This is a genomic window from Alkalicoccus luteus, assembly GCF_052061695.1.
Classification (GTDB): Bacteria; Bacillota; Bacilli; order Bacillales; family Salisediminibacteriaceae; genus Alkalicoccus; species Alkalicoccus luteus.
In genome coordinates this window covers 70,144-94,522 of the sequence record NZ_JBPZEY010000012.1, presented here as the reverse complement: position 1 = coordinate 94,522, position 24,379 = coordinate 70,144, and the positions used below count along the sequence as shown (strand labels likewise).

The 24,379-nt window shown below is 47.7% G+C and carries 28 protein-coding genes; 5 read left to right on the top strand and 23 right to left on the bottom strand.

The genetic code is table 11. The features are described 5' to 3' along the window. Window positions 1-146: 146 nt before the first annotated feature. From ACSZLD_RS14920 to ACSZLD_RS14905, 4 genes are read right to left on the bottom strand one after another with little or no spacing between them, the layout of a single operon-like run. Window positions 147-1,676: a PH domain-containing protein gene (locus ACSZLD_RS14920; protein WP_444685649.1), complete on the bottom strand. Its 1,530-nt coding sequence runs from the start codon at window positions 1,674-1,676 to the stop codon at window positions 147-149. Then, window positions 1,669-2,172: a PH domain-containing protein gene (locus ACSZLD_RS14915; RefSeq protein WP_377908480.1), complete on the bottom strand. Its 504-nt coding sequence runs from the start codon at window positions 2,170-2,172 to the stop codon at window positions 1,669-1,671. The genes ACSZLD_RS14920 and ACSZLD_RS14915 overlap by 8 nt, the downstream gene beginning before the upstream one ends. Next, complete coding sequence (locus ACSZLD_RS14910; RefSeq protein ID WP_444685648.1) at window positions 2,169-2,378, bottom strand: hypothetical protein; 210 nt, start codon at window positions 2,376-2,378, stop codon at window positions 2,169-2,171. Before ACSZLD_RS14910 ends, ACSZLD_RS14915 begins: the two co-directional genes overlap by 4 nt. After that, window positions 2,375-3,508 (bottom strand): conserved virulence factor C family protein, encoded by a 1,134-nt coding sequence (locus ACSZLD_RS14905; protein ID WP_377908483.1) that lies wholly within the window; start codon window positions 3,506-3,508, stop codon window positions 2,375-2,377. Before ACSZLD_RS14905 ends, ACSZLD_RS14910 begins: the two co-directional genes overlap by 4 nt. A gap of 280 nt (window positions 3,509-3,788) precedes the next feature. Between ACSZLD_RS14905 and ACSZLD_RS14900 the strand changes: the two genes are divergently transcribed. Beyond that, window positions 3,789-4,520 (top strand): metallophosphoesterase family protein, encoded by a 732-nt coding sequence (locus ACSZLD_RS14900; protein WP_444685647.1) that lies wholly within the window; start codon window positions 3,789-3,791, stop codon window positions 4,518-4,520. A 48-nt stretch (window positions 4,521-4,568) separates the two neighbouring features. Here the strand turns inward: ACSZLD_RS14900 and ACSZLD_RS14895 are convergent, their stop codons facing one another. The 5 genes from ACSZLD_RS14895 to ACSZLD_RS14875 form a co-directional block, all read right to left on the bottom strand. Beyond that, window positions 4,569-4,982, bottom strand: a complete 414-nt coding sequence (locus ACSZLD_RS14895; protein ID WP_444685652.1) for a TlpA disulfide reductase family protein — start codon at window positions 4,980-4,982, stop codon at window positions 4,569-4,571. Next, window positions 4,982-5,254 (bottom strand): thioredoxin family protein, encoded by a 273-nt coding sequence (locus ACSZLD_RS14890; protein WP_444685646.1) that lies wholly within the window; start codon window positions 5,252-5,254, stop codon window positions 4,982-4,984. Before ACSZLD_RS14890 ends, ACSZLD_RS14895 begins: the two co-directional genes overlap by 1 nt. After that, the gene (locus ACSZLD_RS14885; RefSeq protein ID WP_444685645.1) at window positions 5,247-5,879 is read right to left on the bottom strand and encodes a cyclase family protein; all 633 of its coding nucleotides are present in this window, start codon (window positions 5,877-5,879) and stop codon (window positions 5,247-5,249) included. Before ACSZLD_RS14885 ends, ACSZLD_RS14890 begins: the two co-directional genes overlap by 8 nt. A 69-nt stretch (window positions 5,880-5,948) precedes the next feature. Next, on the bottom strand, window positions 5,949-6,155 hold the full coding sequence (locus ACSZLD_RS14880; RefSeq protein ID WP_168008799.1) for a hypothetical protein: 207 nt from the start codon (window positions 6,153-6,155) through the stop codon (window positions 5,949-5,951). Window positions 6,156-6,202: 47 nt separating this feature from the next. Beyond that, a complete protein-coding gene (locus ACSZLD_RS14875; protein WP_444685644.1) occupies window positions 6,203-6,757 on the bottom strand; it encodes a cysteine hydrolase family protein in 555 nt (184 codons plus the stop codon). 199 nt (window positions 6,758-6,956) lie between these two features. Here ACSZLD_RS14875 and cbpA point away from each other — a divergent pair, with 199 nt between their 5' ends. After that, on the top strand, window positions 6,957-7,586 hold the full coding sequence (cbpA, locus tag ACSZLD_RS14870; protein ID WP_444685643.1) for a cyclic di-AMP binding protein CbpA: 630 nt from the start codon (window positions 6,957-6,959) through the stop codon (window positions 7,584-7,586). A 256-nt stretch (window positions 7,587-7,842) separates the two neighbouring features. Beyond that, complete coding sequence (locus ACSZLD_RS14865) at window positions 7,843-8,061, top strand: GNAT family N-acetyltransferase (protein ID WP_444685642.1); 219 nt, start codon at window positions 7,843-7,845, stop codon at window positions 8,059-8,061. 234 nt (window positions 8,062-8,295) lie between these two features. Here the strand turns inward: ACSZLD_RS14865 and ACSZLD_RS14860 are convergent, their stop codons facing one another. Together ACSZLD_RS14860 and ACSZLD_RS14855 are read right to left on the bottom strand one after the other, a co-directional pair. After that, window positions 8,296-8,745, bottom strand: coding sequence for a hypothetical protein (locus tag ACSZLD_RS14860; protein ID WP_444685641.1), 450 nt, complete (start codon window positions 8,743-8,745; stop codon window positions 8,296-8,298). Continuing rightward, window positions 8,742-9,095, bottom strand: a complete 354-nt coding sequence (locus tag ACSZLD_RS14855; protein ID WP_444685640.1) for a YppE family protein — start codon at window positions 9,093-9,095, stop codon at window positions 8,742-8,744. The genes ACSZLD_RS14860 and ACSZLD_RS14855 overlap by 4 nt, the downstream gene beginning before the upstream one ends. Before the next feature lie 193 nt (window positions 9,096-9,288). On the opposite strand from ACSZLD_RS14855, the gene recU reads away from it, so the two are divergent. Both recU and ACSZLD_RS14845 read left to right on the top strand, forming a co-directional pair. Next, on the top strand, window positions 9,289-9,894 hold the full coding sequence (recU, locus tag ACSZLD_RS14850; protein WP_444685639.1) for a Holliday junction resolvase RecU: 606 nt from the start codon (window positions 9,289-9,291) through the stop codon (window positions 9,892-9,894). Between the two features lie 27 nt (window positions 9,895-9,921). Continuing rightward, window positions 9,922-12,696, top strand: a complete 2,775-nt coding sequence (locus tag ACSZLD_RS14845; RefSeq protein ID WP_444685638.1) for a PBP1A family penicillin-binding protein — start codon at window positions 9,922-9,924, stop codon at window positions 12,694-12,696. Between the two features lie 179 nt (window positions 12,697-12,875). On the opposite strand, the gene ACSZLD_RS14840 is transcribed toward ACSZLD_RS14845, so the two are convergent. The 12 genes from ACSZLD_RS14840 to panB form a co-directional block, all read right to left on the bottom strand. Beyond that, entirely contained in the window at window positions 12,876-13,106 is a 231-nt protein-coding gene (locus ACSZLD_RS14840) for a YpoC family protein (protein WP_444685637.1), read from the bottom strand. 56 nt (window positions 13,107-13,162) lie between these two features. After that, window positions 13,163-13,819: an endonuclease III gene (gene nth, locus ACSZLD_RS14835; RefSeq protein ID WP_377908495.1), complete on the bottom strand. Its 657-nt coding sequence runs from the start codon at window positions 13,817-13,819 to the stop codon at window positions 13,163-13,165. Next, window positions 13,819-14,526 (bottom strand): DnaD domain protein, encoded by a 708-nt coding sequence (locus tag ACSZLD_RS14830; RefSeq protein WP_444685636.1) that lies wholly within the window; start codon window positions 14,524-14,526, stop codon window positions 13,819-13,821. The genes nth and ACSZLD_RS14830 overlap by 1 nt, the downstream gene beginning before the upstream one ends. 170 nt (window positions 14,527-14,696) lie before the next feature. Then, window positions 14,697-15,986, bottom strand: coding sequence for an asparagine--tRNA ligase (gene asnS / locus ACSZLD_RS14825; protein WP_377908497.1), 1,290 nt, complete (start codon window positions 15,984-15,986; stop codon window positions 14,697-14,699). 48 nt (window positions 15,987-16,034) lie between these two features. After that, the gene (locus tag ACSZLD_RS14820) at window positions 16,035-17,219 is read right to left on the bottom strand and encodes a pyridoxal phosphate-dependent aminotransferase (RefSeq protein WP_377908498.1); all 1,185 of its coding nucleotides are present in this window, start codon (window positions 17,217-17,219) and stop codon (window positions 16,035-16,037) included. A 35-nt stretch (window positions 17,220-17,254) separates the two neighbouring features. Next, window positions 17,255-17,830, bottom strand: coding sequence for a cell wall elongation regulator TseB-like domain-containing protein (locus ACSZLD_RS14815; RefSeq protein ID WP_377908499.1), 576 nt, complete (start codon window positions 17,828-17,830; stop codon window positions 17,255-17,257). Between the two features lie 3 nt (window positions 17,831-17,833). Continuing rightward, entirely contained in the window at window positions 17,834-18,001 is a 168-nt protein-coding gene (locus tag ACSZLD_RS14810; RefSeq protein WP_377908571.1) for a YpmA family protein, read from the bottom strand. Between the two features lie 95 nt (window positions 18,002-18,096). Continuing rightward, window positions 18,097-19,392 (bottom strand): amidohydrolase, encoded by a 1,296-nt coding sequence (locus tag ACSZLD_RS14805; RefSeq protein ID WP_444685635.1) that lies wholly within the window; start codon window positions 19,390-19,392, stop codon window positions 18,097-18,099. Continuing rightward, entirely contained in the window at window positions 19,389-22,157 is a 2,769-nt protein-coding gene (gene dinG, locus ACSZLD_RS14800) for an ATP-dependent DNA helicase DinG (protein WP_444685634.1), read from the bottom strand. Before dinG ends, ACSZLD_RS14805 begins: the two co-directional genes overlap by 4 nt. A 30-nt stretch (window positions 22,158-22,187) precedes the next feature. After that, on the bottom strand, window positions 22,188-22,571 hold the full coding sequence (panD, locus tag ACSZLD_RS14795) for an aspartate 1-decarboxylase (RefSeq protein ID WP_444685633.1): 384 nt from the start codon (window positions 22,569-22,571) through the stop codon (window positions 22,188-22,190). Next, window positions 22,561-23,418, bottom strand: coding sequence for a pantoate--beta-alanine ligase (gene panC, locus ACSZLD_RS14790; RefSeq protein ID WP_377908503.1), 858 nt, complete (start codon window positions 23,416-23,418; stop codon window positions 22,561-22,563). Before panC ends, panD begins: the two co-directional genes overlap by 11 nt. After that, on the bottom strand, window positions 23,415-24,251 hold the full coding sequence (panB, locus tag ACSZLD_RS14785) for a 3-methyl-2-oxobutanoate hydroxymethyltransferase (protein ID WP_444685632.1): 837 nt from the start codon (window positions 24,249-24,251) through the stop codon (window positions 23,415-23,417). Before panB ends, panC begins: the two co-directional genes overlap by 4 nt. Between the last annotated feature and the right edge of the window lie 128 nt (window positions 24,252-24,379).

Sequence of the window (24,379 nt, the reverse complement as noted above, 5' to 3'; positions counted from 1 at the left end):
AGTTCACGGCCATGAGACAGATTCGTTATTGCTTCTCCCAAATAAAACGCTCTCGACGACCCGCCTGGGTCATCGAAAGCGTTTTTTACGTGCTGGAGAAGTATTTTGTCCCAGCCTCTAACACAAATCTGTCCAGCTTCGTATGATTACGGCGAAATGCCCTGGTGCTGGTCAGAGGCTTCATGCTCGATCTCGAATCCGCCTCCTTTTTCTCTCTCCTCATACGAAAACCATCTCATATATATTTCCCGCTGCTTATCAGAAACGTGCTTTAGCGAAAATGTTTTTCCGATTATAGTCGTAAGCACAGATACGTGAAGGGTATGAAGATTATCGAGTCGCTGCAGCGGATTTTGGCTGTACTCCAAATCCTGAATTCGTCGTCTCGGTAAAAACACTTCCATAAGGGAAATGCTTCTGGAGCGGATAAATAAGTAGTCTTTTTCGGAAGAGATTCCAGCGGCTTTGTACTGCAAATAGCCAATAAGTCCCGCTGCTACCGGGAGCAGAAAGGCAATATAGCCGTAAGGGATCAGGTAAGTCGCCGCCCCGGCTGCCAGCATAGCCGGCACTGCCAGTCTTATCATATATCTGCGCATGCTTTCTTTAGGAAGACCTTCATATTCCGGCACAAACGCATACTCCGGTACTATTTCCTGAAGCAGCTTAACAGCTTCTTTTCTCCGGCAAAGCGGGAGCAAAATAGTCGATAAATCCTCATCCTTTGTCCCGCCGCCTGCGCTCTCCACATAAACTGCACAAAATCCCAACGGCTGCCGAAGAAGATTCGTTACAATACGCACGGCATGCACACGATCGGCATGAATCGTAAGCTGCCTGGTCTCAATGACCCCACGAGATATATAGATATCTTTCCCCTGCTTGAAAACGGTGAAAAAACCGTATTTCAGCACGGTAGAAATGATGGTAAACACCCAAGCTACCAGCAGCACGGTTACAATAAATCCACCGATGTAAACGATACTCGACTGAATAATCCAGCCAACTGCTATATTAATAATCCAGTCCGGTAAAAACTGGGGAACCTGTGAAATGACCGCTGCAGCAAAAGTCGCCGCTATTCCGACACCGCTCGATGTAATTGCTGCAATAAGCAGCATGCCTGGCGACAGCTTCCAGTTAAAGTCCGGAGCAGTCTTCGTGTCGCTCCACCCCTCCGATAACGCTTCATCCATCCCTGCACTGATTTCGCCGGCAAAGCTCCGGCTCTGCTTCTTCTTTAACAATTCACCGCGAATTTCTTCAGCTTCGGAGCGTCTCAGCGCAATGAGTCGGAATTCGGGCTCGCTGCCGCCTCCCGCCGTCTCTATTTTCACTTCCACCAGCCCGAAAATCCGTTGAATCGGACCTGCGTTAATATCAATACTTTGCACTCGCTCCCGGCGAATAAACCGGTTTCGTTTAACGATCAGTCCTTGCTTTACCTGAAGCTCATCAGGAAGCAGCATGTATTCAAATTTCCACCATGACACGAAACCCCCGGCTAATGCAAAAAGCAATATGACACCAAATATCCCTGCCAGCACAGGCGCGGGAAGTCCCTGGGCGGACTGACCGAAAACAAATAAAATGATGAGCGTGATCACCAGTTGTTTTAAACTGCCTAAAAAAGAAACGAAAATAGCTGCAGGGTGCTGACGCTTCCAGCTACTCATCCGGGTCAGCCTCCCTGGCCAGTCTGGCAATCCGGTCTCTCAGCTCATCTGCTTTTTCCATTTCCAAGCCTGGTATTTCGTGAATAGTCGCTGCTGTTGAAACGGTGACGCTCGCCAATTTATAGTGGCGCAAAATAGGCCCTTGCCGGGTATCAACGTGCTGGACACGAATCATTGGAATAATAACCCGCTCTACGATAAAGACCCCTCTCATCAATTCAACCTCATTCTCATAAACCTTATAGCGCCAGCGCCTCCATTTTAACGTCTGGATAACGAATATATTTAACACGGCAAGCAGCACGAAAAAACTTGCGATCACATACAGCGGCCACATTGGCAGCTCCCAAATGAAGGTAGCTCCCCAGTACCCGGCAGGGAGTAAAAACAAGAACAGAGATTCTGCTGCAGCACCTATCTTCCAGACACGAAGCGTCTTTCCAGCGAGAGGCTGATCCGGAAGCGGCCTCAACTCGCTGGATGCTGCCGTACTCAATTTTCTTCATCCACGTATATAATTTCGACTCCTTCGCTTTGGAGCACGTTTAACAGCGCCTCGTTCCATTCATCGTTTCGCAGCAACCCTAAAGAAGGCGCTAACTCCAATGCTGTCAAACTTCCTTTTTCAGCATCCTCAATCAGCTCGAGTGCCTCCGTCATGCCTTCCCGTTCCAATGTTTGAACTAGTTCGTCTTTTGTCATCGGTTCCCCTCCTCAGCTCCATTATCAAACGCGTCAGCCATCTGCTTCCATACAGATCCTTTCGCTTCTTCACCTTTTTCAATCCGTGCGAGCGCTATTTTAGCTTGAAGCGCTACTTCAAATTCCGGATCTTCCGTCGCACGTTTCAACGGTTCGGCTGCGCTGTCGTCGCCAAGTTCGTAAAGAAACATAGCGGCTCGCCAGCGCACTAGTCTGCTTTTATCTTCCAGTGCCCTAATCATAGCAGGAATACCTGCCTGACTGCCGATATCCGAAAACCCGTCCGCTGCAGTTCGTCTCACAGTAACAGATTTGTCTTCCATTGCTCTCTCAAGCACAGGAATCACCGATTCATCTTCCAGCATACTGATATAAACAGCTGCAAGTCTGCGGATTGACGACTTTTCATCCTGGAGTGCTTTTTCGAGTACGTCTAAATCTTTCATCTGCGGATCCATCTGTTCAAGCCATGCAAAACGCTGTCTCCAATCTTCATGGTCCAGCATTTCTGCCGTGACTGTAACCCATTCCCGGTCAGCCTTGAACGATTCCGGGTTCAGCGCTTTTTGGACAAGGCGGTCCAGTCGTTCCTGTGAATAAGCGGCTTCCAGCTCCTCCGCTACTGCTTTAGCAGCTTCTTCCCGGTCACCGTACCGGGGCTTTTGCTGCTCCCATGAACGCATCATGACAATGTTATCCTCGGGCAGTGCAGCTTTGCCGGCAGCTTCAGCAAAACGGGCTGGCAGCGCTTCCCGGGCCTCGCCCTCCCCGTCTGCTGCTTTAACCTGCATTGGAATTTCTTTAAAAACTTGTACTTCTATCGTCACTTCCCCGAAATGGTCATCACCTGCAGCTACTGCTTCTTCTTCTGATTCCTGACCAAATACTTCCCGGACTTGTGGAAGTATTTCCTTCCAGTCTGCTTTTGGATGACGATCAACAGCGATAAAGTCGGAAACATGGTAGACGCTTTTAATGCCATCAATTGCGAGCAGAGAGGTGACAAACTCAGGTGCCTCTTTCGTATCACCCTGTTTATAGTTATTCGCACTTCCTTGAGGAAGCGATTCACTCAATGTAAATTTCATTGTATTCGGACTTGGTGTTGGTTCTACAGATCGAATTTTCATTGACTATCAAACTCCTTCATCTATTTTCGTCAACATTCCGATATAGATCCGCTCCATAGCAGAGGAACGTTGTCTCATTATACGCAGCCTGGATACTCAGAAAGATAGCGGCGTGCGTTCCGGCCTTGCCACTGCCTAAACTGGTCGTTCTTCTTCATCCTATCATACCGCAGTCGAACAGCTCAAAAGACTCCCCTCTTATCTGTTTTCATGCCCATGATCTGTTAAAATAGGAAAAAGCGGCATTCCCGTTAAATTCCATTTTAAAGGAAGTGACAGAATGAGAACAGCATTACTTTCAGACGTACATGGTAATGAAGCAGCCCTGGATGCTGTGCTGGAAGATATTCAGTCAAATCGAGTATCTGCTATTGTTATGCTTGGGGATATTTCCTACCGCGGTCCGAAGCCTTCTGAATGCCTCGAAAAAGTACGTACTCACTGTGATTACGTCATTAAAGGAAATGCGGACGAATGGGCAGTCCGCGGCATTCACGCTGGTGAAGTACCGGCAGAAGCGATAGAGTTAATGCGTGCAGAACAAACTTTCACTGCAGGACACCTGTCAGAGGATCAGCGGGCCTACCTGCACCATCTGCCTTCATCGCTTGAGCTGCCCTTGAGCAATAAACGACAGCTTTATGCGGTACATGCAACTCCTGAAAGCTTATTTACCGTCATTCCAAAACATGCTGAAGACGAAGCGTTTCAGGCATTCGGTTCCGCAAATCCTCGTGCTGATTATTATGCATACGGGCATATTCACGATCCTCACTACCGAAGAATAAACGGAAAATCTATTATTAATACGGGCAGTGTTGGATTACCGTTTGACGGGTCGCCGGAAGCGTCCTATGTGCTTTTAGACCGTGATGACGATGTCCACGTACAATTTCGCCGCGTTCCGTATGACATAAATCGCGCCGTTCAGGACTTGTCTGACACCGGATACCCGGCTGAGGCGGTTCCGCTGCTGCGCTATATTTATGAGAACGGTTCCCGTCCTGTATAATTTTCTGTTTAGGCAGCGGACTCGCCGGTGGTTAACCGGCGGTCTCCGCTAACGCTCTCCAGATCTCCTCCGGCGATGCCTGATCTCCTCCGGCGATGCCTGATCTCCCAGAACATGCGTTACCTCTCCCTGCCTGCTAATAAATACTGTAGAAGGTACCCCGTTTAAATTCAAGCGGTCATATAACGCTCTTCCATCATCCTGCAAAGCAGGGATGGATAGACCTGCTTTCTCATAAAAAGCAGCCGGGTCCGCACCAGCTGCTTCTCTGCCAGGTACGTGAACGGTATACATATCAAGCTTATTTGGATCGGCTGATCGGTAAAGTGCCTGCTTCAGCTGCAAATCAGTCTGACTCTCAGGACACCAGGTCGTCCAGAAGGTCAGAATAACTGGTTGATCGCAGTTTGAAAGCACTACCGTTTCTTCACTAACCAGCCTGCGGATAGAGATTGTTTCCATCAAGAGTGCTCCCCCTTTGACTTTTGTATAAATTGAACAACACGAGGGACGTCGCGAAACGCATACATACGATCCTGCGGTTGTCCATCGATTACTTTCATTAAACAAGGGACACTTGTGATTTGCCATTTCTGGGCCAGATCTGGATGTTCGTTAATGTCCAACCGGCTTACTTTTTCGGTTCCGGGAAGCTGTTCTGCAATGTCAACAAACCTCTCCGCAAGTTTACATGTTCCGCAGACTGGCGTATAAAAGTAGGTAAACTCAGTCATACCGACTGCTTCCCTCCCGTTTCCGAAGTGCCGCTCTGACAGGGGAACCGTCTGCTCCGTGTAATTTTAAAGGGAAAGCGACAAGCTCATATAAGCCTGGCTCGATGTGCAGATTCAACCCTTCAAGAATGAGGATATCCTCTTCCAGACAGGCATGATGAGCCGGAAGATCTTTGCTTTCCAGCGGATCTACCGACGGGGCATTCGTTCCGATCAGTTGAACTCCCTGCTCACCCAATGCGTGAATTAAAGCAGGATCCATCACTGGAAAGGATTCATAGCTTCCCGGCTTTGCAGCAGTTTTAAATAACACATGCCGAACACCTGCAGGGAGCTGCTTCTGAAAAGCATTTATCGTCAGAACAGGCCATTCGTCTGTGCCAACGACAAGTGCCGGACCAGAGAATCGATTGATATCGATTTCGCTGATCCCGCTGCCTTCCCGACTGTAATGATAGGGAGCATCGGCGTGCGTTCCAGTATGGACGCTCATGCTTATCTTTGAGACGTTTACGCTGTCTCCTTTTTCCATAGACATTGTACCGCTTTTATGAAAAGGCGCATCTCCAGGCCAGACGTTCATGCCCTCGTGCAGCTCTCTTGATATATCCATCCATTTATTCATATGTATCTCCTTTCGACAAACACACAGGCTGCGCTCCCTCAGGGAAGTCAGCAGCCTGTGTTTGCAGCTCTATTGATTTTTCCCGTGATGCCTGTCATGCTGAATTTCTGACCAGTCAAATAAGACGCGTGCAAGCTCATCGACATCAAGGTCAAGCCCGTACCCGATCTTAAATTCCTGTTTGAGATTGTCATCAAGCCGCATGTACGAGTTTTTAAGCTCCTGGCAGAGATGTGCTACTTCTTCAAGCTGTTTTCTTGCAGATTGTAATTCCATTTTTATCCCTCCTCATAGCCGGTTTACCCGTTATCCGGAGGATGCAATCACGAAGATTCCCCTCTTACTTCCGCACCGAGCGTTTGCTTAAAATGTTCGAGCGCCCACTGATGCCCAGTCGGATTAAAGCTCTCCACAGCATTTGCATGCACGACAATATGAAAGCCTTTATTAAATGCATCTACCGCAGTGTGGAGAATACAAATGTCGGTACACACTCCGGCAAGGTGCAGCGTCGTGATCCCGCGCTCGCGGAGCTTCAATTCTAAGTCTGTTCCCGCGAATGCACTGTAACGAGTTTTATTCATCCAGTAATAACCCCCGTCGAGATTCTCCACATAGTCTCCAAGTATTCCGTACAAATTACGGCCTTTCGTACCTAAAATATTATGAGGCGGAAAGAGAGTTGCCTCCGGGTGAAACGGATCGCCTTCTTCATGAGCGTCTACTGCAAAAACGGTATAAGTTCCGGATTCAATAAACGATCTTGCCAGATTGGTGATGGCCTCCTCAATGCTGCGACCTCGTTCTCCACATGTTAAACGGCCATCCTCTGCAACAAAATCATTTGTATAGTCAACAAGTATCAATGCTTCTTTCATTGTAAAACCGCCTCCCTGAATACCTGCTTTCCTCTTTTAAAAATCGGGTTTATCAGCAACGATGCTCGGCAAAAGCTGTAAAGACTTGTGCAGACAGTTCATGTACTCTGGTATAATAGAACCAGCTGGCATACCCTGCCATCATTCCATGAAACACCCATAGACTTTATTCTATTATACCAGAAAGGGTGAATGAGCATTGAAAATCAAATATAACATTATACCTAAGGACGACGTGATCACCTGTAAAGAGTCTTATTCTGTCGGTCAGGCGCTGGATGTGCTGGAGAAAAGCGGATTTCGTTGTGTTCCCGTCCTATCGGATGACGGCAAACATTTTAAAGGCAATGTGTACGCGCAGGATGTTTATAAAGCTTTACTGTACGGTGAAATAGACAAGCAGGCTCCGTTGGAAACACTTCTGGCAGATCGGGATGTTCACCTGCAGGAATCTGCTTCTTTTTTCAGGATCTTTAAAAATATTAGAAGATACCCTTATATCGCCGTGACAGATCAGGAGAACGTGTTTACCGGTATTTTGACGCACGGCAACGTGATGTCGATTTTGGAAGACTCATGGGGCATCGAGTCCGGTAATTTAACATTTACGGTCTCAACGCATGAATATCAGGGTGCCCTGAGCGGAATTATGACAACTGTTAAAAAATACAGTTCTATTCACAGTCTGATGACTCTGGATACTGACAGTACCTTCTTCAGACGTGTCATTGTCACACTTCCGGCAAGCACCGGCCGGGAAAAGCTGGACAGCCTCCTGCAGGATCTCGAAAGCAATGGATACCGCGTATTTGACGTAGAAGAAATGTAGCAGCAGCTCCCATCTTTCGTTTCCAAGCGGAAGCTGCCTGCCACCTTATGATCAGAATGAAAAGCTTACATGCTGCTATTTTATAGAATCCGATCGCTCTTTTTAAGCCTGTTAAAAAAGGAGTGGATCAAATCATATATAAAACATCGCCAGACGACATTACTGCTGACATGCTTCACGGCTTCTTTGCCGGTTGGCCTGAGACGCTTGATACAAAACGCATTGGCGGCTTTTGCAGGACAGCTGGAAGGTTATCGTGGCATATGATGAGAATCATCAACAGGTTGCAAGCTTTATTAAGGCAGTCAGTGACGGCGTTCTCACTGCTTATATTCCACTGGTTGAAGTTCTTCCGCAATACAAAGGTCAAGGAATTGGAAAAGAGCTCGTTTCGAGAATGTTGAAAGATTGCAGTCAACTGTACATGATCGATTTGTGCTGTGACGATGATCTGACCGGATTTTATGAAGGATGAGGCATGACGAAGACAAATGGAATGATTGTGCGCAACTACGGCGCTCAATCAGAAACATGCCTAGTGCTTAATCCGCACCTTTTCACGCGTACACTTAAAAAGCTGAATAAACAGCATGGAACATAAACGAACAACCGTATGTCTTTGTATCCTTTAGTGATCAACCCGAAAAACCGTGTATTCTTTAAAAAGAATACACGGTTTTTCATCATCTATTTCACGGCGCGCCAGCTGCTATTGTTCCCGCCCTATTGCATCAATTTTAAATTCATCATTCTGCAATTGAAGGTAATAATAGCGTGTTCCTTCACGGCGTTCTTCTTCGCCGCCTCTGTCTGAAACAAACACTCCGGTCACTGCAATCCGCTCTTCTCCAAATTCATTCTCTTCCGCCTGAATCTCACGGATTTCATCGACTCGTTCAATCGTTCGTGATGCTGACAGCTGCTGATGCTGCCGTCTTTCCGTATGGTAACCGTGCGTGTTTAAGATATAGTACGGCTCCATATAAGAAAAGCTTTGGCGTTCCAAGCTTTCTTCCCAGGCTTCCATATATTCTATGACGAACTCGGTTTCTTGATCTTCCGTGTCGCGGTCGGCCGCTTCCCACGTTCCCTCTTCTCCGCATCCCGATAAAAGTATCAGCAGTAAACTGGTAAACAGCGCCATCACCCAGCTTTTCACGTTTGCTCCCCTTCTTTCTTCTGTTGATATTCCACAACGGCCTGTTTCACCATTTCCAGCGTATAATCGATCGATTTAACCTGCTCTCTGAACCGCTTCTTTTTGGTATCCTGCTGAAAACACGTAACAGCTACCATCTCCACATTTTCAGCAAGCTGATCAATTTGCTGGGCATGCACATATGCCGGCTTCGCCATCTCTAAAAATTTCAGCACATCTGGCACCCAGTTCTCTAAATCCTGCATTACTTGCTCAACAAACGGCTTCACGTCATCATAAAAATCTGCAGTTGCTCCGCCAATCCGGTACGTTTGAAAGTGTTCTTCTGCTTGACGATTCCAATCCTTCACTATATCTGTTCTCTTAAGTAACAATTCGAATTCATTCATGCTGCTCACCCCGGTATGATTGTAACAGATGGAGCTGGTCACCCGCCACAGGCACGTAGCATGTGCGTCTAAAATCTGATATCATATATCGATGCCTGTTTTAGCAGGCTCATGTGTTTCGCATAACGATAAGCCATTCAGGAGGCGTCTATTTATGGCCATCCGATATCCAAACGGTAAAAAATTTCAGCCGAAGCGTATCCCGACCGCTAAAAAAAGCGACTATAAGAAGGACAGCAGTTTCAGCAACCGAGGGATGCGGTTTGAAGAGCGCATTGAAGAATCTAATGAGTTTTATCTGTCCAGGGGAATTGCAGTGATTCATAAAAAGCCTACCCCGCTTCAAATTGTGAACGTGCATTATCCAAAGCGGAGTGCTGCAGTTGTGACAGAAGCTTATTTCCAAAAACCTTCAACCACCGATTTTAACGGCGTTTATAAAGGGTTTCATCTCGATTTTGAAGCGAAGGAAACCCGTAATAAGCAGAGCTTTCCGTTGAAAAACTTTCACGAGCACCAGCTCCATCATATGAAAGCCGTGGTAGATCATGGCGGGAAAGCATTTGTGCTTGTACATTTCACTGTTCATGAAGAAATTTATCTCATTCCAGCCGCTGTCTTTATCGCATGGACAAACAATGAAGAAAAACGAAAATCCATTCCGAAATCCTGGATTGAAGAATCAGGATTTCGTGTCAGCCAAGGATTCATGCCGAGCGTGGATTACTTGTCGGCCGTTGATGAATGGCTCAGCCTTTAGAGCTGATAGAAGAAAGGAAGATGCAATATGGCAGAAAATCTGTCACGAAGTCAGCGTAAAAAATCCCGCGGTCCAGAGAAACCTAAAAAGAAAACTTCCGGCCGCGGTTTTTTCAAAAAAGTGTTTATGGTGTTTCTCATTCTGATTATGGTTGGAATAATCGCAGGCGGGATCACCGCATTCGCGATAATCCGCGATGCACCGGAACTGGACCACGAGCAGTTAACGCTGTCACAGAATCCGGAAATTCTCGACATGAATGATGAAATTATTACGACGTTGGAAACCGGTGAAAACCGGCGCTCCGCGGACATCGAAGAAGTTCCTCCTGTAATGATTGATGCTGTGCTCGCTATAGAAGACGCTCGCTTTTACGATCACTTTGGTATCGATGTAAGACGGCTTGGCGGTGCAGTTGTCGCAAACGTCCGCAGCGGTTTTGGCAGCGAGGGTGCAAGTACCATCACTCAGCAGGTTGTGAAGAACCTTTTCTTTGACTTTGATAAGACAATTACAAGAAAACTGCAGGAACAATACCTTGCCCTTCAGCTCGAACAAAGCTATACGAAGGATCAAATACTGGAGATGTATTTGAACGCGATTTACTTTTCAGACGGGCGCTACGGCATTGTAGAAGCTTCCAGCTACTACTTCAACAAAGAGCTTGATGAGCTGGAGCTTGAAGATGCTGCCCTTTTGGCTGGTATTCCGCAGCGACCGAACGCACATAATCCTTATAACAATCCAGACTTAGCAGAAAATCGCCGTAATATCGTGCTCGACCGCATGGCACATTACGGCAAAATTACTGAAGAAGAAGCTGCAGAAGCAAAAAGCATTCCAGTTGAAGAACAGCTTGAGCGCACCGAACGGGAGCCAAATCAATTCCAGTCCTATATCGATCAGGTTTTAGATGAGGTCGAGGAAATTGAAGGTATCGAAGCGAGTGACATTTATACCGGCGGCTTGAAAATTTACACGAACCTGGATCGTGATCTGCAGGAACACGTGGAGCGCGTCATGCAGACTGACGAGTTCGTGCAATTCCCGGATGAACTCATGCAGGCTGGTGTCACGCTGATGGATACTGACACCGGTCAGGTGCATGCAATTGGCGGTATGCGCGAGCAGGCAGAAGGTGTGCGGATGTGGAACTGGGCAACGAGTCCTTCCAGACAAGCCGGTTCTACAAGTAAACCGATCTTCGCCTATGGACCTGTCATTGAACATGAGCAGTGGTCAACCGGCCAGATTATTGAGGATGAAGAATACGAATACACTACCGGCGATCCGGTTCGAAACTTCACCCGGACATTCCGGGGTGATGTTACGATGCGGGAAGCACTCCGCGACTCCTTAAACGTACCTGCGGTAAAAGCCCTGCATGAAGTTGGACTTGATTCTTCCGAGGCATTTGCCGAAGGACTGGGAATTCCGGTAGAAACGATGGTAGAATCAAATGCCCTCGGTGCTAATGAAGTTTCTTCCTTTGAAATGGCCGGCGCGTATGGCGCATTCGGCAACGGCGGCACGTATAATGATCCTCATACAGTGCGTGCAGTTGAATTTCCTGACGGCCAGGTCATCGATCTTGCTCCTGAAGGCACTCAAGCAATGGAAGATTACACTGCATTCATGGTATCTGACATGCTGAAAGATGTGATGACGGACGGCACTGCCGCCCGCCTGCAGATGAACGGTTTTGAAGCAGCCGGAAAAACGGGATCCAGTAACTTTGATGAAGGAGACAGAGAACGCTACGGTATTCCTGAAGGTGCCAACGCGATACCGGATGCGTGGTTTGTCGGTTATTCAACAGAGCTGACCGCATCTGTCTGGACTGGATACCCATCCTCCAACGACGGTTATATAGACCGGAATAACAATGAGCATCACATTTCTCAGGATATATTCCAGGAAGTGATGAACTATGCTCATGAAGGCAGAGATACTGCCGGCTTCAGCCAGCCTGATTCTGTCGTAGAGGTGGATATTGAGCGCGCAACCGGTCTTCTGCCGAGCAGCTTTACCCCTGACAGTGAAATCATCAGCGAGTATTTTGTCAGAGGTACAGAGCCTGGCAGCGTTTCTGATGAATTTGAAATGGAAGAAGCTTCAGGAATCAGCGGCCTTTCCGCCTCCTATAACGAATCCAGCAATACGATTGAAGCGAGCTGGAGCTTCCCGGAAGACGAACTTGAGTTTTTCAGTTTCCGTATTGAGGTTTCCGACTCAGAATCCGATTTCAGCACCGTTGATACGACGAAGAATACGTCCTACTCCTTCTCTAATCCGGCACCAGGTGAGACCTATACCATCCGCATCACGCCGGTTGACGATGAGGATGACTCTGAGGCTGGAGATGCTGCCACGGCAGAAGTAACTGTACCGGAAGAGGATGACGAGGAAGAGGAAGAAAATAATGAAGCAAACAACGACGAAAATAACAACGAAAACAACATGAATGAGAACAATGAAACAAACGAAGAAAACGACAGCAATGAAAATAATGAAACGAATGAGAATAACGAAGCTCCAGATGAGAGCGTAGAAGAAAATAACAGCGCAGGAAACGATAATAACACAGCTCCGGAAACTAACAATACAGAAAATGAATCAGAAACGAATGATGAAAACGAAGAGTCTCAAACGAATGAAGGGACTCCTGCTGAGAACAGTAACAGCAATAACGGTCCTCCTGAAGATACGCCAGGTGAAGGTGACCCTGGCGACGGTAATGAAGAAGAGGTTTCCAGTCAGGAAGCGAACGAACCAGATAGTCCCGAATCAGAAGACGAATAATCGTTTGCGGCAGGGAAAATGGTGTCTCAACCTAGGGACCCCCTGCCAGCCAGCGAGGTCTCTGCCACATATTCGGACCGTTTTCCAGCAACAAATAAGAGTGCCCTCAGAGATCGAGTCTCTGCGGGCACTCTTATTACCTATATACGTATAGTTGTCTAGTAAAGCCGGCCTTCGGCCTATCGCTTCATTCGATGCTTCATTTCCTGAGCCAGCTTGCACACTTCCAGTCTCCCCGTGAAATGTCCGGCTTTTTCTTGTACAAACTGGAAACGCTCCTTAGCATTCACAGGAGCGGCATGCTGATCAAAAACGGAAGCCGCTGCTTTTTCTTCGGCTGCGGTTTCGAGCATTTGCAGCAAGGCAGCTGCAGCTTGTTTGACTTCGTTATCATCTGCTGATTGGCGCATGTAGGGCTCATCCCAGTTTTCATAAAAGGCCTTGTGCATCTGTATCAGCTTATCGTTCATCCTGCCGCGGTTTTTTTCTCCCGCTTTTTGCCTTCCCTGCATAAATAGAGAAGCGGGCATTCCGGACAAGCAGGCTTCTGCGCTTTGCAATGATATCTCCCGAAGAAAATCATACGGTGGTGCGTATCTGACCATTCTGCTTCAGGTATTTTTTTCATAAGTGCCTTTTCCACTTCCAAAACGGAATCTTTCCAACGGCATAAACCGAGTCGTTTGCTGACTCGCTCTACGTGTGTATCAACCGCAATTGCAGGTCTTCCGAATGCCACAGACGTGACCACATTTGCCGTTTTTCGTCCCACTCCGGCCAGCTTAACCAACTCATCCCGTTCCTTGGGTATGTCACCGTCAAAATCATCAATTAAGCTTCGGCAAAGCTTTTGAATGTTTTTCGCTTTGCTTCGAAAAAGACCGATCCGCCGAATATCCTGTTCAAGTTCTTCAAGCGGGACCGCCAGATAATCCTCAGGCGATTTATACTTATCAAAAAGCGCCGGTGTCACTTTATTGACGAGCGCATCCGTTGCCTGTGCAGACAGTAAAACAGCGATCGTCAATTCGAATGAATTAGAGTGCGTCAGTTCACATTCCGCATCCGGATACATCGCTTCCATCGTATCCAATACTTCTCTGATTTGAGTCCGATTCAGCATCAGCTGTTTCCCCCTTCCAGCCAGTTATAGCCGGGATGAGGTCTGGCTGCTTTAACTGGCGGTGCCTGTATTCCTTTTCGCTGATGCCGGACTTCTTCCGACACCCTTCTGACCTGGTCTGGCGTTTTTACGCCTTTACGCTTCCACTCAAACAAAATACGATCAATGTACCGAAAATTGAGCTTTGAAGAGATCACTGCTTCTTTGAGAGCAGATTGAATCAACTCGCAAGAATGCTTATCTTCATCAAGCCACATCGAAATCATTTCCATCTCAATAGAAGAAAGCGGCCGTCCAAATTCTTCTTCAAATCGTTGAAATAAGCGGCCCTCTTCCATTTCCGACTGCTTCCGGCTTTCTGATTCCGCTGGCTGCCCTGCTTGCTCAGCCATTTTTCGATACAGAGGCTGCAGCGTCATTTCCTCCTGAATCATCGATGCACTGCTGCCAGGCTGTTCCTTGATTTCGAGAAGGCCTTTTCGCAAAAGCTGTCGCAAAATGGAGGATATCTCATTTTCATCAGTACTCATTCTGGCAGAGAGCATCGCTGGTGAAGGCAGCTTGATACCTTCTTCTAAAAGCTGATGGATATGAAGGGTCAGCAGAAATTCCTGATCCGTTAACCCGAGTTGTTTATAGGACTTAAAAAAAAGTGCAGGCAAAACAAATGGCTTTTCCTGAAGCAGATTCAGCAGCTTTTCATCCATGACGATCTTCCTTTCGTATTCTTGAAAATTCTCTTGTCACCTGAAAGTCGACGACTCGCTGAACCTGGCGATAAAAAGAAGCCGTCCACATGAATAAGGCGCTGGACGGCTCTTGGTATGAAATCGAACGGCACGGGTTCGTCGTTACGATAGCGCCGCTTTTCGCATCATTACGGATAAAGCCTGTTTAGAAGTCTTGGGAATGGAATCGTTTCCCTGACATGTTCCGTGCCCGAAATCCAGGCTACCGTTCGTTCAAGACCTAAGCCAAAGCCGGAATGAGGAACGGATCCATACTTTCTCAAGTCCATGTACCACTGATAAGCATCTGCAGAAAGACTGTGTTCCTCATAACGCTGCTGCAGAAGTGCTTCATCGTCGATACGCTGGCTGCCGCCGATAATTTCTCCATACCCTTCTGGTGCGATAAGGTCTGCACATAAAACGACATCGTCGCGTTCAGGATGCGGCTTCATGTAAAATGCCTTAATGTCTTTCGGATAGTTTGTGATAAACACCGGTTTGTCGTAAGCTTCGGCGATAGCCGTTTCGTGAGGCGCTCCAAAATCTTCGCCCCATGAAATCTCGTAGCCCTCTTTTTGTAAAAATGCGATAGCATCATCGTAAGAAATTCGCGGGAAAGGAGCCTGAATTTTTTCCAGGACGGCCGTATCTCGCTCTAATACAGCAAGCTCTTCTTTGCAGTTTGCCAGAACCGCCTGAACAATTGCGGTTACATACGTTTCCTGCACCTGCAGACTTTCTTCATGATCCATAAATGCCATTTCAGGCTCGATCATCCAGAACTCAATTAAATGCCTTCTCGTTTTAGATTTCTCTGCCCGGAAAGTCGGGCCGAACGAGAACACTTTGCCAAGCGCCATCGCTGCTGCTTCCATGTACAGCTGGCCGCTCTGGGAAAGGTACGCATCTTCATCGAAGTATTTCGTATGAAACAGCTCCGTAGTCCCCTCTGCTGAGCTTGCTGTTAAAATAGGCGGATCTACCTTCACAAAACCTTCCTGGTTAAAATACTCGTAAGTGGCACGAATAATTTCGTTACGAATCCGCATGATCGCATGCTGTTTTTTTGAACGGAGCCACAGGTGCCTGTGATCCATTAAAAATTCAGTGCCGTGTTCTTTCGGTGTAATCGGATACTCAGACGCTTCATGAATGACCTCTATATCTGTAACTGCTAATTCGTAACCGGAAGGAGCGCGGTCATCTTTTTTTACCGTGCCTGTTACGTAGAGGGAAGATTCCTGAGAAAGCTCCTTCGCCACCTTAAATTTTTCTTCGCCAACCTCGGCTTTAACAAGCACACCCTGGATAAAGCCGGTGCCGTCACGCAGCTGAAGAAAAGCAATTTTACCGCTTGACCGCTTATTTGCAAGCCACGCTCCTAGCGTTACTGATTCATTTTCGTGCTGTCCAATTTGTTTAATAGTCGTTTTCAATACGATAACCTCCGTCAAAAATTACCTCTCGTCTGCTAGAGAACCTATTCAGGATCCGTGTGAAGCTGTAAATGCTTCGATTCTGTTCAGCGCCTCCTCAAACTGGTCCAGGCTTGTCGCATAGCTCAGTCTGATATTATCCGGCGCGCCAAACCCGCTGCCTGGTACAACGGCGACTTTTGCTTTTTCCAGTAGGGCCGTCACCCATTCATCCGTTGTTTTATAAGGACTGGCGTCCACCGCTTCTTTTACGTTTGGAAACAAATAAAAAGCGCCCTGCGGCTTTTGACAGGAGAATCCGGAAATGCTGTTTAACCGGTCAAATACTTTATTGAGCCGCTCTTCAAATGCAGCGCGCATGTTCTCAACCGAACCATCGTCCTTCTCATAGGCTGCGATCGCACCATATTGTGCCATAACGGCCGGATTTGACGTAGTATGGCTGGCCAGATTCGACATCTTTTTGATAATTTCACTATTTCCGGCTGTGTAGCCGATACGCCATCCTGTCATAGAATGCGATTTAGAGACACCATTTACGAGCAGCGTCTGTTCTTTTAATTCCGGCGAAAGCTGGGCGATGGAAACATGCTCCGCTCCGTCATACAGAAGCTTCTCATATATTTCATCTGAAATAATCAGCATGTTGTATTTTAGGCACACATCCCCTATTTCACGCAGTTCGGCAGCACTATACGTCATTCCGGTCGGGTTGGACGGCGAGTTAATAATCACCGCCTTCGTCTTATCCGTTACTGCTTGTTCAATCTGAGAAGCTTCTGCTTTAAAGCCGTTTTCCTCGCGTCCTTCTACAAATACAGGCTTGCCTCCTGCAATTTTCACCTGTTCCGGGTAGCTTACCCAATAAGGTGTGATGATGATAACTTCATCTTCGTCCTGTAAAATCGTTTGAAAAATAGAAGATAACGCATGCTTGGCACCCGTTGACACGATAATTTCGTCTGGACGGTAAGAAAGCCCGTTGTCCTGCTTTAATTTTTCAGCTATGGCTTGCTTCAAAGCAGGAAGGCCCGCAGCAGGAGTATACTTCGTATGTCCTTCCAGCATGGATTTATAGCTGGCTTCAATGATGTACTCCGGTGTATTAAAATCCGGTTCACCTGCCCCGAGTCCAATGACATCATGCCCCTGTTCCCGAAGTTCCTTAGCCTTAGCGGTAATCGCAAGCGTAGATGATGGTGTGATCGATTCTACCTTAGGGGAAAATTGCATTTGTAATACACTCCTCTATTTATAATGAAGTAAGGTTATCTGGAAATACGCGGCGACAGTTCATATCTGCGGAGATAGTCACCATCTTCAAATGAAACGTAATAGTAGCCGAAGCGCCCTTCCGAATCACGATAACGGACCTCGTAAACAGCCGTATCACTGATAAAGCCCGGTTTAACTGAGATAAATCGGCTGATATCCGCGTCAGAAGCAGCGATTGATACAGCCTCGTCCTGCGCAATCCCATCATTCTTATTCAACACGATGATGTCACGTTCTTCTCCCTCAGCCGGTTCTTCCTGTTCCCCAGCCTCGTTGTCAGCTTCATCCAGTTCTTCTGCCGCTTCCTCTTCTTCAGGAAGCGGGTCTTCTACAAACACATAGACATCTTCTCCTGAAGCGTCGACTGCATCAATCACCTGGTAGGAGACTGCTCCATGAAAATACTCGATCTCCCGGATTTCCTGCAGTTCATATTCCTCTTCAGCAGCTTCAGCCGCAAGAGCCTGCCGTTCTTCCAGCGGGTTTAATGCAGAGTTGAGAACAGCGTATACAGTGACGCCTACCGCTGCCGTTCCGGCCAGGCCTAATATCATCAGTAATTTTTTCATGCATTATTCACCCGCAGTATCATATATCGTAAATACCATTCGGCTGCTGTCTTTATCATCCAGCGCAATACCAAACATTAAATCTCTCTCTTTTAACGTGCGATTTAAGGAATCTACCATTTTATACGCGTCCGGACATTTTTCTATCGTGACGCTGTTAAGTAATTTCACCTGATTGCTGCTCACGTTCCGTCCTCCTTTAAAAGCGACGCAGAGTATAGCCGTGTTCTGCTTGCAACGATTTTATTTTATCATACCTGGTCCTGTCAGGACGTTGATTCCGCAATTTTTCTCCACTCTGATTCTGCTTCGGCACGTACCTTCTCTTCATCGATCGTAAGAAGCGTTCCTTCACGCATCAACGCTCGTCCATTACACCAGACGTCTGTCACATCAGAGGATTCAGCTGCATAGAGCAGATGATCCTCAGCACGCTGTTCCAAGTCTGGCGACATGTGCAGCCTGTCTGTCCTTAATAGTACGATGTCTGCGGCCTTCCCCGTTTTTAGTTCGCCTGTATTGGAGAAACCGAGCATGGAAGCTCCCGTTCTCCACGCAGCTCTCAACCAGTCCGCCGGCTGCACTGCCGTGCTGTTTTCTTCTGCACCAGTATGAAGGATTGCTGCAGTCTGCATATCTGATAATACACTTAAACGATTGTTGCTTGCTGCTGAATCAGTGCCGATTCCGATCCGGATGTCTGCTTCCAGCATTCTGCTGACAGGAGCAATCCCCGACCCCAGCTTTAAATTGGAGCGTGGGTTATGTGATATGGAAGCTCCGCTTTCCTGCAACAGAATAGTATCTTCTTCCGTCACATGTACGGCATGAGCAAGCACTGTTTGAGGCGTTAGAAATCCAAGCTCATATAAATGCCGGCAAGGCGTGATACCATGCTTCGCGAGGTGATCGGAGACTTCCGATGCTGTTTCAGACATATGTGTATGCCGAACAACATCATATTGATCAGCCAGCTCAGCTGCCTTGTAAATAAAGTCAGGCGGACAAGTATAAAGGGCATGAGGCGATACCGCAGCCTGAACAAGACCGCTAGTATCAGCTTCAATGGTCTGTATAAGCGTTTCTGACTCCTTCAGCCTCTCTGTCCAGCGCCCATCAAGGGCGATCATTCCTCTGCCCAGTACAGCCTTCATTCCTACTTCTGTAACCCGTTCCGCAAGATGCAGCATATCCAGATGGTACATATCCATAAACATCGTTGTTCCACTGCGGATCATTTCAGCCATAGCAAGGTTGGAGGCCGCACGAACGGTATCACTAGTAAATTGACCTTCCGCCGGCCACATGACATTTTTAAGCCACTCTTGCAGAGGAAGACCTCCGCCTGCACCTCTTAATAACGTGCTGCCTGTATGAGTGTGTGTATTAACAAAACCCGGTGTCACAAGCCTGCCTGCAGCATCTACTACATGATCTTCATCTAACGGCTCTAAGTCCGGTTCAATCCGCGTAATGCTTGTTCCTTCTATCCGAATATCCTTTTTCTCAGCCGGTTGCCCAGGAGTCAGCAGAATACCGTTTTTTATGACTGTTGCCTTCATTCCTGCAGCTCCTTCCTGAACCAGACCTCGGCCCGGCTTTCCAAATCGTATATTGACTCTTCATACACGGCAACGTCTTCCGGAAGCGATTTTAAGAACTTCCGTCCGTATCGCGCTGTGATAATCCTTCTGTCCATAACGACAATGAGGCCCGAATCCTTTTCATTCCGAATCAGTCTGCCAAAGCCTTGTTTGAATCGGAGAACCGCTTTTGGAAGCGACAGCTTCATAAATGGAGACCCACCGCTTTCTTTCAGTTTATCTGCTTTTGCCTGAAAAACTGGGTCTCCCGGAGGCGGAAAAGGTAGTCTTGCCATAACGAGAACCGAAAGATCATCGCCTGGTATATCGACTCCTTCCCAAAAACTGCTCGTGCCAAAGAGAATGCTCCGGTCAAATTGCTGAAACATTTTAACCAGTTTTGTTCTGCTTTTAGACTGGACGCCCTGCCCGATTAGAAGATAGCTTTCGTCGAGCATTGGCTGCAGCAGACGGTAGGCACGGCGGAGCATATCATAAGAGGTGAACAATACCATCATTTTACCTTTAGTGACACTCGAAAGCCTATACACTGTTTCAACAAGTGCTTCAATATACAGCTCTTCTCCATCGTCTTTGATATGAGGCATATCCTCTGGAATCAAAATAGCTGCTTGTTCCTTCCAGCGAAAAGGAGATGCAACTTGCAGAGTCCTGATTTCAAAATCTTCCAACCCCAGCTCATCGATCATGTAGGCGAAGCTTTTATCGACTGTCATGGTGGCGCTCGTCAGCAGCACACTTTTCTTTTTACGAAAGAATCGGTCGGCAAGCAGATGGTCGACTTCAGTCGGGCTTGAATAAACCGTAATGGACTGCTTCGGTCCTTTAGCGGACTTTTCCAGCCAGTAAACATACCCGTCCTGCTGTTGGAGAATAAGCTTTTCCACGAGGTGGAGCTTATCCTCTAGCTCCTGAAAAAACGCTGTCAGTTTCGGCAGATCTTTCTCTGAAGCTTCCTGCTGCAAAAAAACCCATTCATCGAGAATATCCTGCATGACCGCACGAAACCTGGCTGCTGTATCCTGGACCTGCGCCCATCTGCGGTCCATGTGAACCGTTCGTGCTCTTCCGCCGCTTTCAGAGGTTCCTGCTCCATGCGACAAATACTGGTACATCATTAAAAATGTATCATGGTATTCCTGCTTTGCATCCTCAAAAGCAGTCGTTAATCTGCTTAGTTGTGCTGGAAGGTGCTCCAGCGCCCGCTCTAGCAAGCCTTTTTGATCCCTATCTCTGCCAGCGAATTCATTCAGAAGTCTGGCCATATCAGCATATTCAAGTGAAATCCCAAATTGTCTGGAAGCGGCCTCTGATAAATGATGAGCTTCATCAATCACGGCTTTCCGGTATGCCGGAATGACCTGTGTATCATGTGCGATATCTGTCAGAAGCAGCGCATGATTGGTGATAACAAGGTCCGCCTCGCGAGCCTGCTGCTTAGCGCGCTGGTAATAATCACGTGAGAACCAGGGGCAGTCAGGCGAAGAACACGACTCCGGGTCACTCGCAATTTCTTTCATAAAAAGCTGCGAAGCTGCAGCAAGGTTAAGCTCCTCAAGGTCACCTGTCGTCGTTTCCGTCAGCCAGATGAGGAGCTGGGAGCGAGCCAGCATCGTCTCATAGCTTTCATGCAGCTGGTTTTCCAACAGCCTTTCTACTTTCTGCAAGCACGCATAATGATGCCGCCCCTTTAAGAGTGCCGTTTTTGGTCTGAAAGGAAGCAGCTTCTCCAGCAGTGGTATTTCTTTTTTTAGAATCTGTTCCTGCAGCTGGATGGTTTCCGTGCTGATAACGATCCGCTCTTTATTATTCCAAGCATGAACGGCTGCGGGAATTAAATAGGCCAGCGTTTTTCCAGTCCCTGTGCCTGCCTCTGCTAATCCGGTCTCATTCTCAGAAAAAATAGTATCTGTAAATGTCATCATGTCCGCTTGGCCGGAACGGTAAATGTAGCCAGGAAAAATGGCCTCCATGGTTTCCTGCTGTTGAAAGGTAGCGAGTACTTCTTTAAGCTGAACAGGCTCTGTCCGATTTCTCCGCGGAGCTTTAGCTGGCTTTCTTACTGCTATGCCCCGATATGTTTCGGTTTCCGACTCGGCTTCATCTGCCCCGGATGCCGTTTCATAAGCTTCTGCTACGATCGGATACATGTCACTTTTCCAGCTGGTTGAAAGAGAAAGGAGATGCTTTAACGCTGCTGCGGGAAGCTGCTGTAATTTATTATGTATGCGGAGCCATAAATCGGCAGCCGCCTCCGCATCGCTGTCGGCCTGATGCGGATTATCATGAGAGATGCCCAGAGAAGCGGAGAGTTCACCCAGCCGGAAGCTGTCTTCTGAAGGGAAAAATATGCGGCTTAGTTCGACCGTGTCAGCGACCGGTCCTTCAAAAGAAGTGTATCCCGCTTCTTCCAGCGCTTCGTTTAAGAAGGGAAGATCAAAATCAGCATTATGGGCGACAAAACAGGCGTTAGATAAGTCCGTAAGCACTTCAGGGACAACATCCTCGAAAGCAGGCGCTCCCTCCAGATCCTCAAGCGATATGCCAGTGAGCTGCTGCACAAAGTCCGGAATGTATGCCGCACCGCTGATAAAGCTTGAGAAGGACTTTATTTTTTCCCCATTGTCAATCACCACATAGGCAATCTGGATAATCTGATCACCCTCTGCGGGAGACACGCCTGTTGTTTCCAGATCCATAACTACAAATTTAGACAACATCATTCCCTACCTTCTCCATAGTACTGTCAGCCTTTAGCGTATCGTTCCGGCAGGCTCTGTTCCCATTTTTTCTACAATCCGGTTTTCATCATCCAATATGGCGACATTCGGTACGTGTACAGACGCTTCTTCTTCTGTCATCCATTTATAGGAAATGATGATTACACGATCTCCCGGCTGAACAAGCCGAGCAGCTGCCCCGTTTAAACAGACGGTTCCGCTGCCGCGTTCACCAGATATAATATACGTTTCCAGCCTCGCGCCATTGTTATTGTTTACAACCTGAACCTTTTCGTTCTCCAAAAGCCCTACTTCATCCAGCAGATCCTGATCAATGGTAATACTGCCTACGTACTGCAAATTTGCTTCTGTTACGACAGCCTGGTGAAGCTTAGCCCCCATCATTTCACGAAACATGATCTTCTTCCTTTCTGGTCCACATAATATTATCAATCAGACGCGCCTGGTCATATTGAACTGCACAGGCAAGCAGCAGGGTTCCACGATAGTTCTCAGCTGGAAGCTCCAGCCCGGGATACGTTCTTACCTCCGCGTACTCTACCGTTCCCTTTACAAATTTCTGCAGCATCGTTCGACCCGACTCTGGAGAAAATGGTTCTTCTTCATAAACGTTTTTCATCGTTTGCAGAGCATAGTATATGTTAGGAGCATCCTTCCGCTCCTCGGGACGAAGCCGGACATTTCTTGAACTCATCGCAAGCCCATCCGTTTCGCGGACCGTTTGTACAGTGATGATCTTCACTGGCACATGATAATCAGACACCATGTTTTCGATAACAGCTGCCTGCTGTGCGTCTTTACGTCCGAAGTAAGCCCAGTCAGGTGACACGATCTGCAGCAGCTTCATAACGACAGTCGCTACGCCATCAAAATGACCCGGACGATGGGCTCCGCAGAGCACTTCCACCCCTTTGGTAACATGGATAAAGGTCGACATGCCTTCCGGACCAGCAGGGTACAGTTCGTGCAGATCAGGCAGGAACAAATGGGTGACCCCTGCTGCTTCCGCTTGACGGATATCTTCATCAAGCGTGTCGGGATAGCCCTCATAATCCTGCTTATCATTAAACTGCAGCGGATTTACAAAAATGCTCATTACGACTGCCACATGCCCTGATGCCGCTTCTTTGACAAGGGCCAGGTGTCCGTCATGAAGGGCTCCCATCGTTGGCACAAATGCTGTCGGGGAGGCTTCTTGATCAAGCGCTGATCGAAGCTCTTGAATCGTTCTCAGCACCTTCATTTTGATCCACCGTAAAGACTTTCCGGATTTTCCATCGGTTCGAACGTATGCGACGTTTCAGGAAAGGCGCCGGACCTGACTTCCTTGGCATAGCTGCAAAGCGCTGTTTCAATCATTTGGCCTGCATCTGCATATTGTTTAACGAACTTCGCCTGTTTTCCATTAAATTGACCGATAATATCGTGATACACAAGCACCTGCCCATCTGTGCAACGGCCTGCACCGATTCCTATCACGGGAATGTCCAGCTGACGGGCAGCTTCTTCAGCTGTCTCCTCCGTGACACATTCAAGTACGAGCATGAATGCCCCTGCCTGTTCTGCTTCAAACGCTTCCTTCATCAGCTTGTCCTTTTCTGCCTGTGTTCGACCGCGTACGCGGTACCCGCCATCAACGCCTACTGTCTGCGGGGTTAAACCTAAGTGGGCACATACCGGAATGCCGCCTTCCGTCAGCATGCGAATCTTCGAAAAAACTGTCCCTGCCCCCTCGATTTTAACAGCGTCAGCCCCGCCTTCCTGCATAAGCCGAAGTGCTGCATCAAGCGTTCGATCATCGGAGCCTTGAGCAGTTAGAAAAGGCATATCCGTGACGATGAACGTATTGCCGGCCCCTCGTTTGACGGCCCGCGTGTGGTGAATCATATCACTCGTCGTCACATGCGTTGTTGTGTCGTAGCCGAGCACTGTCATGCCGAGTGAATCTCCTACTAAAATCAAGTCTACACCGGCTGCTTCGGCTGCCCGTGCACCTGGCGCATCGTAGGCAGTTACCATGACGCAGCGCTCGTTCTGCTGCTTCAGTTTTTTAAAGCCAAGTGTTGTTTTTTTCATATTTTCCCCTCCGCTCTTAAAAGAGAAGGGCTGCGCAGACTGCGCACCACCTTCTGTCCCCGTCCGCTGAATGGATCGAGGCAGACATGTAAAATTTGTCTGGTCTTCCTGGTACAGCTCCAATTTAT